The sequence below is a fragment of the Pseudomonas sp. ZT5P21 genome, assembly GCF_054897785.1.
In genome coordinates this window covers 2,139,634-2,152,671 of sequence record NZ_CM142705.1, presented here as the reverse complement: position 1 = coordinate 2,152,671, position 13,038 = coordinate 2,139,634, and the positions used below count along the sequence as shown (strand labels likewise).

The window sequence follows — 13,038 nt, the reverse complement described above, 5'->3', positions numbered from 1 at the left end:
CATGAAACCGTTGCCGATGCGTCTGGGCGATTTATCGGTAGGCTTTGTTCATAGCCTGACCGACGCTGTGCGCAGCCACGGCCTGGACCCTCAGCCCTTGCTCGATCAATATGGCCTGGACCAGACTCGCCTGAGCGAAGCCTGTGCTCGACTCTCGATTCCGCGTTACATGCGCCTGGGCCACGGCGCGATTCAACTGACCGGCAACCCGGCGCTGGGTTTGCGCATGGGCCAGCTCAGTCGCCTGAGCCAGGCCGGTCTGGCCGGGGTCACCGCCGCGCAGGCGCCAACGGTACGCGAAGCGGCGCGCTGCCTGATTCGCTTCGAAGCCTTGTACGGTTCCAACTATCGGGGGCAATCGAGTTTCCACGAGGATGCCCAAGGCGCGTGGCTGCGGTTCTATTCCATCAGTCCTTACAACGCTTACAACCGCTTCGTGGTGGATTCAATCATTGCCGGATGGTTGCAGCAATTGTCCAGCGTCAGCCCTGCTCCCTTGAACGCCGAACGCATCGAAATCGAATTCGACGAACCCGATTACCGCGACGCTTATGCGGTGCTGGGCGATTGTCCGATCCAGTTCGGCGCCGAACAGAACCAACTGCGCCTGAACCTGGCCAGTCTCGCTCAGCGCAACCCGATGCACTGCCCCAGTACCTGGCGGCACCTGCTGCAACTCTGTGAACGGGAACTGGAACAGCTGACACGTACCCGCAGCCTGCGTGAACGCATCACTCAGTTGCTGGGGCCGTTGCTCAATGGTGGCCGGGAACCCGACCTGGAGGAAGTGGCGGCACGCCTGAAGCTGCCAACTTGGACCTTGCGCCGCAAACTCGCCGAGGAAGGCACACAATTTCGCGCCATTCTCAACGACACCCGCCGCGACCTGGCCATGACCTACATTCGCGATACCGAACTGGCGTTCGGTGAAATCGCCTACCTGCTGGGTTTTGCCTCAGCCGAAGCGTTTCAACGCGCCTTCAAACGCTGGAGTGGTCAGACGCCCGGCGAATTTCGCCGCAGTCATCGCCAATCCGCCTGACGCTTACAGCTCGGTAGCGTCTTCGGCCGGTTCCAGCGGGTCCAATTCAAACGCCTGAAACTCGAGCAGCTCTTCTTGATAATCGTCCATTGTGAATCTCCCGCAGCTCATTGAAAAAAAAACGCTTGAATAAATGACCAGCGCCTCGAGGATAAAGTGCCCGCGTGAAAGAAAAATGACGCAGGCACGACGCTTCGTCACTACTGAATAAAACGTAGCAGGCAGTCAGGAATTTATCACAGGATTTTTTCGATACAGGCTGTAGGAATACGGCCTGGGTTGACGCGGATCAATCTAGAACGCCGTTCCGGGATCGATGGGCTGTAAGTCGATCCCGAAACGTCAGGAGCGATTACTGGCCGGTGACAGGCATGGCTGGAATCGGTTCGCTCGGTGGAGGCAGATTCGACTCCGTCGCAGGCGTGGCGTTTTCCGTCGACGGGGCCGGTTCGGCGTTTTCGGCCGGGGCAACCGGTGCTGGTTCAGGTGGCGGTGCAACCGGTTCCGCGGCAGGTGCCGGTACAGGTTCCGCTGCCGGGGCTGGCGCGGGCTCGGCGGCGGGTGCCGGTTCAGGGGCCAACGAAGCCGGTGCGGCCTTGGTTTCCGGCACGCCCAAATCGGTTTTCGGCTTCTCGGTAATGTGTGCTGCTTTTTTCGCTTCCGGCGGCAGGAACAATTCCACCAAGGTGAAGAAGCGCTCGTAGAACTTCGCCGAAGATACGGTTTCGCTGGCAACCTTGACCATCGAATCATCCGACGAGCCGATCGGCATCGATACCGAACCCAACACGCCCACGCCAAGGCTGGCGGAATTGTTGGTTTTCTTCAGCGCATAGCGATCCTGCAGTGCGTTGGCAAACATGGTTGCGTGATGCCCTTCGCTGCCATCATCGGCACAGACCACACTGAAGCTGATCTCCATGTGGGTGTCGCCTGTCTGCTGGAAGCTCTTGTGACCACTGATCAGTTTCGGATCGCTGCTGGTAATGATATAGCCCTGACTGAGCAGCGCCCGACGAGCGGCCTCGCAGGTTTGCGCATCCGTTACCGGATAGTTGCGCGAAAACGTTCCGGAGTCGTCGAAGTTCTCATGCTCATAGATCGGGGCTTTCTTCGACGAGCAGCCAGCCGCGGCGGCCAGCATCAACGCCAGCCCGACAACCCGCACGGGAAATGATTTAAACATTGAACATCCTGAAGAAAACGGTCCGGGGCGTATTGTGCAACAGATCGATGCTTAGCGTCGCACCGATTAGTGTCTTGAAACAGTTACAAGTGTAATGACTGCCATTTACAGGAAAAAGTCGTTCGATAAAAAACCGAGGCGACGGATAACCCCATCAATTTTTCCCGCGGCCACAAAAAACCCCGGCCTCTCGGCCGGGGTTTTTATGTCGCAGGAAACTCAGTCAGGCATCAGAAACGCTCGATGTCCGCTTCGGCTTCCAGCTGCTTGCGGTACGCCGCAAAGTCTTGCTGGCCGATGCGCGAGGCGAGGAAGCGACGGTATTGAGCCTTCTCTTCCTCGGTCGGTGCAGCGGCTTCGTTGACGCCGTTCAGACGCACGATCACCAGGCTACCGTCGGCCAGTGTCACGCTGTTGAAGGTCGGCTTGTCTTTCGCAACCGGTTTCGGCATGCGGAACAGCGCTTGCAGCACCGTCGGATCAATCCCTTCCTGAGCCCGCGTCGCGGCTGCGGTGACTTTCCAGCTCTGACCGTCAATTGCCTTGTCCAGCGGCGTCTTGCCCTCGCGCAGGCTGGCGATCAGCTCGTCAGCCTTGGTCTTGGCGGCAGCACTCGCGTGCTCCTTGGCCAATTGCCCACGGATCGCGGCAGACACGCTTTCCAGCGGCAATTGCGCAGGTTTCAGGTGTTCCTTGGCTCGCAACACAATCACGGTCTCCGGATCGAGCTCGATGGCGGTGCTATTAGCACCCTCATCCAGCACTTCAGGACTGAACGCGGCGGTGATCACGGCACGGTTGGCTGCAACGCCGTCGCCACCTTCACGGCCGAACGGCTTGGAGGTATGAACGGTCAGTTTCAGGTCCTGTGCCGGCTGGGCCAGATCGGAAGCTTCGAACGATGAGTCTTCCAGTTGCTTGGTCGCCTCGACGAAACGCTGCTCGACCTGCTGGGCTTTCAGCTCGCGGGTCAGCTTGTCTTTCAGGCTGGCGAGCGTCGGAACTTCTGGCGCCTCGACACCCAACAGCTTGATCAGGTGGAAACCGAAATCAGTGCGAACCGGTGCCGAAACCTGATCCCTGGCCAACGCGTACAGCGCGGTTTCGAACGCTGGATCGTAGACGCCAGGACCTGCGTAGCCGAGGTCACCGCCGTTGTTCGCCGAACCCGGATCCTGGGAAAACTCCTTGGCCAAGGCCTCGAACTTCTCCCCTTTGGCCAGACGGGCCTGAACTTCTTCGATCTTGGCCTTGGCTTGCGCCTCGGTCATCTTGTCGTTCACTTCGATCAGAATGTGCGCCGCCCGGCGTTGCTCGGACAGGTTGGCGATTTCTTTCTGATACGCCTCTTGCAGGTCTTCGTCCTTGACGGCGACCTGATCAAAGAAGGAAGACTTCTTCAATTCGAGGTAGTCAATGATCACCTGATCCGGTGTCATGAATTCCTTGGCGTGTTCGTCGTAGTAAGCCTTGACCTCATCGTCGGTCAGCTTCACAGCCGCCGGGTCAGCCTTGACGTTCAGGGTAGCCAAATCGCGGGTCTGTTTTTCCAGACGGGCGAAGGCCAGAACCTGTGCGTCGGTGACGAAACCGCTGCCTGCCAGACCCGCGCGCAGCTGACCGATCAACATTTCCTGAGCCAGCATCTGGCGGAACTGCATGCGGCTGTAGCCGAGTTGGCGAATGACCTGATCGAAACGCTCGGGGCTGAACTTGCCGTCCACCTGGAACTCGGGGGTTAGCAGGATGACCTGATCCAAAGCCGCTTCGGAGAAAGCGAATTTCGAATTTTCTGCACCTTGCAGCAGCAGTTTGCGATCAATCAAGCCTTTGAGGGCCGATTCGCGCAGCATTTTTTCGTCGAGCAAAGAGGCATCGAAATCCTTGCCCAGCTGTTGCATGAGCTGGCGGCGTTGCATATCAACCGCCTGGCTCAGCTCGTTCTGACTGATTTTTTCACCGTTGACCTTGGCCGCGTCCTGGCTATTGGTCGTCGCCTGAAAAATGGCCTCTATACCGGTGAACGCCATCAATACAACGATGATCCCGATGATGGTTTTGGCAATCCAGCCTTGTGAATTGTCCCTGATATTCTGCAGCATGCGTCCCCCAGAAACGGTTGAACTTCAAAATTAGGCAACCGTGGAGCGTGGGTAGAATCCGGATAGAAGAAAGGCGCATCCGAGGATGCGCCTTCTCGTAACTGGCGGAGCGGACCAAGGGTTCGAACTTGCGACCCTCGGCGTCTCGGACCGGCGACTTGCCGACTGGACTACCGCTCCGCTGCCAGGTCAGGCATGACCCCGACCCGGATAGGCAAAAAACTGAATCGAACTTAGTTGACAGCTTCTTTCAGTGCTTTACCGGCTTTGAAACCTGGTTTTTTGGCTGCTGCGATTTCCAGCGTCTTACCGGTCTGTGGGTTACGACCAATGCGAGCTGGACGATCGGTCACGGAGAAAGTACCGAAACCAACCAGAACAACAGAGTCGCCAGCCTTGAGAGCGCCAGTGACGGATTCGATTACAGCGTCCAGCGCACGGCCAGCAGCAGCTTTCGGGATATCAGCGGATGCAGCGATAGCATCAATCAGTTCCGACTTGTTCACTCTAAGTCCCCTTATATCTATCTGAGTATGATTCTAAGTTTTTTGGTGAAAGCATAAACGAGTGCTGAATGGCCTACAGACACTTAAGAGCCGCTTTATAACAAGGGCTCTAAAAAGCTGTCAACAAGCCACCCAGGCAAATGCGTACTAATGCGTGCTAATTCTTTCCTTAGAGTCAGACTCGCGTTTTTCATCCTTTGCAACTATCTCCGGAGCTACATCGGGTAAGGGCTCCGGCGCGTATTGCAGCGCAATTTGCAGGACCTCGTCAATCCATTTAACCGGTTTAATCTGCAGATCTTGCTTGATATTGTCAGGAATTTCCTTCAAATCGCGAACGTTCTCTTCAGGAATGATCACAGTCTTGATTCCGCCGCGATGAGCCGCGAGCAGTTTTTCTTTCAGACCACCAATCGCCAGTACCTGACCACGCAGGGTGATTTCCCCGGTCATGGCCACATCGGCGCGCACAGGAATCCCGGTCAATGCCGACACCAGGGCGGTGCACATGCCTACACCGGCACTAGGGCCATCCTTCGGAGTTGCCCCTTCCGGCATATGGATGTGCGTGTCGCGCTTCTCGTGGAAGTCCAGGGGAATGCCCAGGCTTTTCGCGCGGCTGCGAACAACGGTCAAGGCTGCAGTAATGGATTCGACCATCACGTCACCCAGAGAACCGGTCTTGATCAATTGGCCTTTGCCCGGCACGACAGCGGCTTCAATGGTCAGCAATTCGCCGCCCACTTGAGTCCACGCCAGACCGGTCACTTGCCCGATCTGATCTTGCGATTCAGCCAGACCGTAACGGAATTTGCGCACGCCCAGGAAGTGCTCCAGCATGTCGGCAGTGACCTTCACCGAGAAGCGTTTTTCCAGTGCATGCTCTTTGACCGCTTTGCGGCAAACCTTGGCAATCTGGCGCTCCAGCCCACGCACACCGGCTTCGCGGGTGTAGTAACGGATGATGTCGCGGATCGCTTCAGCGTCGAATTCCAGTTCGCCTTTCTTCAAACCGTTGGCGGTAATCTGCTTCGGCGAAAGGTATTTGACGGCGATATTGATCTTCTCGTCTTCGGTATAGCCGGGCAGACGAATCACTTCCATCCGGTCGAGCAGCGCCGGTGGAATATTCATGGAGTTCGAGGTGCAAAGGAACATCACATCGGACAGGTCGTAGTCGACTTCCAGATAGTGATCGTTGAAGTTGTGGTTCTGCTCGGGATCGAGTACTTCCAGCAACGCCGACGCCGGATCGCCACGCATGTCGCTGCCCATTTTGTCGATTTCATCGAGCAGGAACAGCGGATTGCGGACGCCCACCTTTGTCATCTTTTGAATCAATCTACCTGGCATCGAACCGATATAAGTACGGCGATGACCACGAATTTCCGCTTCATCACGCACACCGCCGAGGGCCATGCGTACGAATTTGCGGTTAGTGGCGTGAGCAATCGATTCCGCCAGCGAGGTTTTACCCACACCTGGAGGACCAACCAGGCACAACACCGGACCACGAATCTTCTTCACGCGCTTTTGCACGGCGAGGTATTCGAGGATCCGCTCTTTGACTTCTTCCAGACCGTAGTGGTCGGCATCGAGAATGTCTTCTGCACGCGCAAGGTCCAGACGCACTTTGCTCTGAGCCTTCCACGGCACCTGAACCAGCCAGTCGATATACGAACGCACCACGGTCGCTTCCGCGGACATTGGCGACATTTGTTTCAGCTTGTTCAGTTCGCCCTGGGCTTTGGCCAAGGCATCTTTCGGCAGGCCGGCGGCATCGATGCGCTTCTTCAGCTCTTCGATTTCGTTATGACCTTCGTCGCTGTCGCCGAGTTCTTTCTGAATGGCCTTCATCTGCTCATTCAAGTAGTACTCGCGCTGGCTGCGCTCCATTTGTTTTTTGACGCGACCGCGAATTCGCTTTTCAACTTGCAGCAGATCGATCTCGGCATCCAGCAACGCCAGGACGTGTTCGACCCGGGCTGACAAATCGATGATCTCGAGGATTTCCTGCTTCTGCTCGATTTTCAGCGCCATGTGCGCGGCCATGGTGTCGACCAGGCGGCCTGGCTCGTCGATGCTGTTGAGCGACGACAGGACTTCTGCCGGGACTTTCTTGCCCAACTGCACATACTGTTCGAACTGAGCCAGCAGGCTGCGGACAAACACTTCCGACTCGCGCTCAGGCGCGTCGACTTCGTCAATCAATGAGACTTCGGCACGGCAATGGCCGTCCACCTCGCTGAAACGCTCTACAGCGCCGCGCTGCTCACCTTCGACCAAAACCTTGACCGTGCCGTCAGGCAACTTGAGCAATTGCAGAACGGTAGCGATCGTACCGACGCGATAAAGTGCATCTTCGCCGGGATCGTCGTCAGCAGGGTTTCTCTGGGCCAGCAGAAGGATCTGCTTGTCGCCCGTCATCGCAGCTTCGAGGGCTTCGATGGATTTCTCGCGCCCCACGAACAGCGGGATAACCATGTGCGGATAAACCACGACATCACGCAATGGCAGGAGAGGCAATTCGATGGTTGTCTTCATGATTTCGCCTCTACGGCGGCCATAAGGCCGGAAACAGATGGAATTAAGCTTGAAACCAAGATGGGGGCTGCCTGCAAAAAAAACAAGCGCAAAGACAGGGTTAAAACGTGCAAAAAGAAAAGGGGCCCGAAGGCCCCTTCTTTATTCCAGCTGCGTGACGCTTAAGCGTCTGGCGCGGCCTTGGCAGCCGGCTCACTGTTTTCGTAGATATACAGTGGCTTGGACTTGCCTTCTATAACGCTTTCATCGATCACTACTTTACTCACCTCGGACTGCGAGGGGATTTCATACATAGTGTCGAGCAATACACCTTCGAGAATCGAGCGCAGTCCACGGGCACCGGTCTTGCGTTCCAGCGCACGTTTGGCGACCGATTTCAGCGCGTCGGCCCGGAATTCCAGGTCCACGCCTTCCATCTCGAACAGCTTGGCATATTGCTTGGTCAGAGCATTTTTCGGCTCGGTGAGGATCTGCATCAATGCAGCTTCATCAAGCTCGTCCAGCGTGGCAAGAACCGGCAGACGACCGACGAATTCCGGGATCAGACCGAACTTGACCAGATCATCAGGTTCGACTTCACGCAAGGATTCACCGACTTTCTTGCCTTCTTCCTTGCTGCGCACTTCTGCGTTGAAACCAATGCCGCCACGGGTGGAACGGTTTTGAATAACCTTTTCCAGACCGGAGAACGCACCACCGCAGATGAACAGGATGTTACGGGTGTCGACCTGAAGGAATTCCTGCTGCGGATGCTTGCGACCACCTTGAGGGGGAACGGAAGCGACCGTACCTTCGATCAACTTGAGCAAGGCCTGCTGCACGCCTTCACCGGAAACGTCCCGGGTGATCGACGGGTTGTCAGACTTGCGCGAGATCTTGTCGATCTCATCGATATAGACAATACCCATCTGGGCTTTTTCTACGTCGTAATCGCACTTCTGCAGCAGCTTCTGAATGATGTTCTCGACATCTTCACCCACATAACCCGCCTCGGTGAGGGTAGTCGCGTCGGCAATGGTGAACGGAACGTTCAGCAAGCGGGCCAGTGTTTCAGCAAGCAGGGTTTTACCCGAGCCTGTCGGGCCGATCAGCAAGATGTTGCTTTTGCCGAGTTCGACGTCGTCATTCTTTTTGTCACGCTGGTTCAGACGCTTGTAGTGGTTGTACACCGCTACAGCCAGAACCTTTTTTGCACGTTCCTGACCAATCACGTACTGATCAAGGATGCCGCTGATTTCTTTAGGCGAAGGCAATTTATGCGCGCTGCTTTCGGCCTGGGCTTCCTGCACCTCCTCACGGATGATGTCGTTGCACAGGTCGACGCACTCGTCGCAGATAAACACCGAGGGGCCGGCAATCAATTTGCGTACTTCATGCTGGCTTTTGCCACAGAAGGAGCAATAGAGCAGCTTGCCGTTGTCCTCGCCGTTGCGGGTGTCAGTCATTCGTTCGATCCAAATCCGATAGGCTTGCAACACAAGATGAAGGCTATTGCGGGCTTTTTCAAGCCCGCTGGTGATCGGACCAGCCGACCAACCTTATTTTGAGCTGCTTATTTTAAGCGGGGCGCTGGGTGATCACTTCATCAATCAACCCGTATTCACGCGCGGCTTCTGCACTCATGAAATTGTCGCGGTTGGTGTCACGCTCGATCTCTTCAAGAGTGTGCCCGCTATGCTTGGCCATCAGCGTGTTGAGACGCTCACGAATGAAGAGGATTTCCTTGGCATGGATTTCGATATCCGACGCCTGCCCCTGGAAACCGCCCAGTGGCTGGTGAATCATCACGCGTGAGTTCGGCAGGCAGTAACGCTTGCCGGGGGCACCGGCTGTCAGTAGAAACGCGCCCATGCTGCATGCCTGACCGATACAGGTGGTCGACACGTTTGGCTTGATGAACTGCATGGTGTCGTAGATCGACATGCCCGCCGTCACCGAACCACCCGGTGAGTTGATATAGAGATGGATGTCCTTGTCCGGGTTTTCCGCTTCAAGGAACAGCAGTTGCGCACAAATCAGGTTGGCCATGTAGTCCTCTACCGGGCCAACCAGAAAGATCACTCGCTCCTTGAGAAGACGCGAGTAAATGTCGTAGGCGCGCTCGCCACGAGCAGACTGCTCGACAACCATCGGGACCAGGCCGCCTGCGGCCTGGATATCAGAGTTCTGCTGAATATACGAATTACGGAACATGCTCTGCAGTCACTCCCAAATAGTTATGTCTTGAATACGCATAAGCCAGCACGAAGGCTGGCTTATGGTGTGTACTTCCTACCGCAAAAACGATCAGTCGGCTTGTGGAGCTTCTACCGGCTTGACTGCTTCTTCGTAAGAGACCGATTTGTCGGTCACGCTAGCTTTCTGCAGAACAGTATCCACAACTTGTTCTTCCAGCACAACCGAACGGACTTCGTTCAGCTGCTGGTCGTTCTTGTAGTACCAGGACACAACCTGCTCAGGCTCTTGATAGGCCGAAGCCATTTCCTGAATCATTTCGCGAACACGGGCTTCGTCAGGCTTGAGGTCGAATTGCTTGACCACTTCAGCCACGATCAGACCCAGCACAACGCGACGCTTGGCTTGTTCTTCGAACAGCTCGGCCGGCAGTTGGTCAGGCTTGATGTTGCCGCCGAATTGCTGAACGGCCTGCACGCGCAGACGATCAACTTCGTTGGACAGCAGAGCCTTTGGTACTTCGATCGGGTTGGTGGCCAGCAGACCGTCCATGACCTGATTCTTGACCTTGGACTTGATTGCCTGACGCAGTTCGCGCTCCATGTTCTTGCGAACTTCGGCGCGGAAGCCTTCCAGACCGGTTTCCTTGATGCCGAATTGAGCGAAGAATTCTTCGTTCAGCTCTGGCAGTTTTGGCTCGGAAACAGTGTTCACGGTCACGGTGAACTCAGCGGCTTTGCCCGCCAGGTCGAGGTTCTGATAGTCCTCAGGGAAAGTCAGGTTCAGAACGCGCTCTTCGCCGGCTTTAGCACCAACCAGGCCGTCTTCGAAACCAGGGATCATGCGGCCGGAACCCAGAACCAGCTGAGTGCCTTTGGCGGAACCGCCAGCGAACACTTCACCGTCGACCTTGCCGACGAAATCGATGTTCAGTTGGTCGTCGTTTTGGGCAGCGCGATCGGCCACTTCGAAACGGGTGTTCTGCTTGCGCAGGACGTCCAGCATTTTGTCCAGATCAGCGTCAGCCACGTCAGCGCTCAGGCGCTCTACGGTGATGCCTTCGAAACCGGCAACGGTGAACTCTGGGAACACTTCGAAAATCGCGACGTATTCCAGGTCTTTGCCAGCTTCCAGGGATTTCGGCTCGATCGAAGGAGCACCAGCCGGGTTCAGCTTCTGCTCAACAACAGCTTCGTAGAACGAGGACTGGATGACGTCGCCGACAGCTTCCTGACGGGCATCAGCACCAAAACGGCGCTTGATTTCGCTCATTGGCACTTTGCCTGGACGGAAGCCAGCAATCTTGGCCTTTTGGGCGGTCTGCTGCAGACGCTTGTTGACCTGAGTCTCGATGCGCTCAGCCGGCACGGTGATGCTCATGCGGCGCTCAAGAGCAGAAGTATTTTCAACAGAAACTTGCATGGATATTCCTCGTTGCACAGACGTTGGCCGGCCGTTTCCGACCCCAGAATCAAGGGCATGCATTCTAGTAGGTCAAACTCAAGAAGTCACCCTACTGAAAACGGGTAAAAACGCAGCAGGCAATTTAGAGGTGCGGATGCACGAATGCATCTCGCCCCGGTGGCAAATACAACCAATCACGCCAAGGCTCTGCGCCAACCCTTCTATATATAGAAGAGGTTGCCAATCATCTCCCTGACAGCCGATCCTGCAAGCAAGGCCGGCGGGTAGCGCGGCATCATCGAGAAACATAAATACGACGAAACGCCCTGCCCCTGCGACTCAGAATCTGCAGCCGCCGAAACTCAAAACACTGAAACAAAAAAGGCGCCAGACTGTTAAATCTGGCGCCTTTCGAATATGGGGTGGACGATGGGGATCGAACCCACGACAACGGGAGTCACAATCCCGTGCTCTACCAACTGAGCTACGCCCACCATATTGCATGACAAAGAAGCCAAACACCTCTTTGTCGAACTCCAACCAGACCAGCCGGCAAGGGTGAAGCTTTATTTGGTGCGGATGAAGAGACTCGAACTCTTACGCCTCGCGGCGCTGGAACCTAAATCCAGTGTGTCTACCAATTCCACCACATCCGCGTATAGCCGTTAAAGCAAAGGCGCCAGACTGTTAATCTGGCGCCTTTCGAAATATGGGGTGGACGATGGGGATCGAACCCACGACAACGGGAGTCACAATCCCGTGCTCTACCAACTGAGCTACGCCCACCATATCGCGCTACTTGTGCCAAAGCTGCCTAATGGCGCACCCGGCAGGACTCGAACCTGCGACCATCCGCTTAGAAGGCGGATGCTCTATCCAGCTGAGCTACGGGCGCCTTGTTAATCTGTACTCTTGGAGGACTACAAACTAAGTGCTTTTCAGCCTTGCAGAACCGTAATTCCGCTCAGCCTTCTTAACCAGTGCTAGGCTGTGCCCGACAAGTGCGACGAATAGTATAGAGCCCCCCGGGGGGCGTCAAATCCTTTTTATAAAAAATTCATTTAATTAAAGGGGTTAGGGGAATTTGCAGACCAAGCGCCTTTGCCCTCACCGCATGACATGCGAGAATGCGTTCTCTTTTTTTCCCCTCTCGATGGTTAATCACGCGCAATGACTGCACAACTAATCGACGGCAAATCGATCGCCGCCAGCCTGCGCCAGCAGATCGCCAAACGCGTCACTGAGCGTCGCCAGCAAGGACTGCGCACACCCGGTCTCGCGGTGATTCTGGTCGGCAGCGATCCTGCCTCTCAGGTTTATGTCTCGCACAAGCGTAAAGACTGTGAAGAGGTCGGCTTCATTTCCCAAGCCTACGACCTGCCTTCCGACACCACTCAGGAAGCGCTGACCGATCTGATCGATCGCCTGAACGACGACCCGGCAATCGACGGCGTCCTGCTTCAGCTGCCTCTACCTGAACACCTGGACGCTTCCAAGTTGCTGGAGCGCATCCGTCCGGACAAAGACGTCGACGGTTTCCATCCTTATAACGTCGGCCGCCTGGCCCAGCGTATTCCGCTGCTGCGCCCATGCACGCCAAAAGGGATCATGACGCTGCTGGAAAGCACCGGCGCCGATCTTTACGGGATGGACGCAGTGGTCGTCGGCGCCTCCAACATTGTGGGCCGCCCGATGGCGATGGAATTGCTGCTGGCCGGCTGCACCGTGACCGTCACCCATCGATTCACCAAGGATCTTGCAGGCCATGTCGGTCGCGCGGATCTGGTGGTGGTCGCTGCCGGCAAGACCGGCCTGGTCAAAGGTGAGTGGATCAAGGAAGGCGCGATCGTGATCGACGTCGGCATCAACCGTCAGGACGACGGCAAATTGGTTGGAGACGTGATCTACGAAACCGCCCTGCCCCGTGCCGGCTGGATCACACCCGTGCCGGGCGGCGTTGGCCCGATGACCCGCGCCTGCCTGCTGGAAAACACGCTGTACGCGGCGGAAACGCTGCACGGCTGAGTTCGCGCTTGAACCGGAGCGCCGAACAAAATGACCCCGCCACTGGCGGGGTTC

9 protein-coding genes and 4 tRNA genes are annotated in these 13,038 nt (G+C 56.3%); 2 read left to right on the top strand and 11 right to left on the bottom strand.

Annotation, left to right across the window (positions count from 1 at the left end):
- Window position 1: 1 nt before the first annotated feature.
- Window positions 2–1,042: an AraC family transcriptional regulator gene (locus ACYZT9_RS09900; RefSeq protein WP_462009619.1), complete on the top strand. Its 1,041-nt coding sequence runs from the start codon at window positions 2–4 to the stop codon at window positions 1,040–1,042.
- A gap of 352 nt (window positions 1,043–1,394) precedes the next feature.
- Here ACYZT9_RS09900 and ACYZT9_RS09895 read toward each other — a convergent pair whose 3' ends face one another.
- From ACYZT9_RS09895 to ACYZT9_RS09845, 11 genes are all read right to left on the bottom strand, one after another.
- Complete coding sequence (locus tag ACYZT9_RS09895; RefSeq protein ID WP_462009618.1) at window positions 1,395–2,228, bottom strand: DUF2242 domain-containing protein; 834 nt, start codon at window positions 2,226–2,228, stop codon at window positions 1,395–1,397.
- Between the two features lie 230 nt (window positions 2,229–2,458).
- The gene (locus ACYZT9_RS09890; protein WP_462009617.1) at window positions 2,459–4,330 is read right to left on the bottom strand and encodes a SurA N-terminal domain-containing protein; all 1,872 of its coding nucleotides are present in this window, start codon (window positions 4,328–4,330) and stop codon (window positions 2,459–2,461) included.
- Between the two features lie 233 nt (window positions 4,331–4,563).
- Window positions 4,564–4,836, bottom strand: a complete 273-nt coding sequence (locus ACYZT9_RS09885; protein ID WP_002552737.1) for an HU family DNA-binding protein — start codon at window positions 4,834–4,836, stop codon at window positions 4,564–4,566.
- A gap of 147 nt (window positions 4,837–4,983) precedes the next feature.
- A complete protein-coding gene (lon, locus tag ACYZT9_RS09880; protein WP_052909694.1) occupies window positions 4,984–7,380 on the bottom strand; it encodes an endopeptidase La in 2,397 nt (798 codons plus the stop codon).
- Between the two features lie 161 nt (window positions 7,381–7,541).
- Window positions 7,542–8,825: an ATP-dependent Clp protease ATP-binding subunit ClpX gene (clpX, locus tag ACYZT9_RS09875; protein ID WP_054596541.1), complete on the bottom strand. Its 1,284-nt coding sequence runs from the start codon at window positions 8,823–8,825 to the stop codon at window positions 7,542–7,544.
- A gap of 112 nt (window positions 8,826–8,937) precedes the next feature.
- Window positions 8,938–9,573: an ATP-dependent Clp endopeptidase proteolytic subunit ClpP gene (gene clpP / locus ACYZT9_RS09870; RefSeq protein ID WP_214377368.1), complete on the bottom strand. Its 636-nt coding sequence runs from the start codon at window positions 9,571–9,573 to the stop codon at window positions 8,938–8,940.
- A 93-nt stretch (window positions 9,574–9,666) separates the two neighbouring features.
- On the bottom strand, window positions 9,667–10,977 hold the full coding sequence (tig, locus tag ACYZT9_RS09865) for a trigger factor (RefSeq protein ID WP_462009616.1): 1,311 nt from the start codon (window positions 10,975–10,977) through the stop codon (window positions 9,667–9,669).
- Between the two features lie 400 nt (window positions 10,978–11,377).
- A tRNA-His gene (locus ACYZT9_RS09860) sits at window positions 11,378–11,453 on the bottom strand.
- 77 nt (window positions 11,454–11,530) lie between these two features.
- Window positions 11,531–11,615: transfer RNA gene (locus ACYZT9_RS09855), tRNA-Leu, on the bottom strand.
- Between the two features lie 54 nt (window positions 11,616–11,669).
- Window positions 11,670–11,745 (bottom strand) — tRNA-His (locus ACYZT9_RS09850).
- Window positions 11,746–11,777: 32 nt separating this feature from the next.
- Window positions 11,778–11,854 (bottom strand) — tRNA-Arg (locus ACYZT9_RS09845).
- Window positions 11,855–12,129: 275 nt separating this feature from the next.
- Between ACYZT9_RS09845 and folD the strand changes: the two genes are divergently transcribed.
- Complete coding sequence (folD, locus tag ACYZT9_RS09840; RefSeq protein ID WP_462009615.1) at window positions 12,130–12,984, top strand: bifunctional methylenetetrahydrofolate dehydrogenase/methenyltetrahydrofolate cyclohydrolase FolD; 855 nt, start codon at window positions 12,130–12,132, stop codon at window positions 12,982–12,984.
- Window positions 12,985–13,038: the final 54 nt, after the last annotated feature.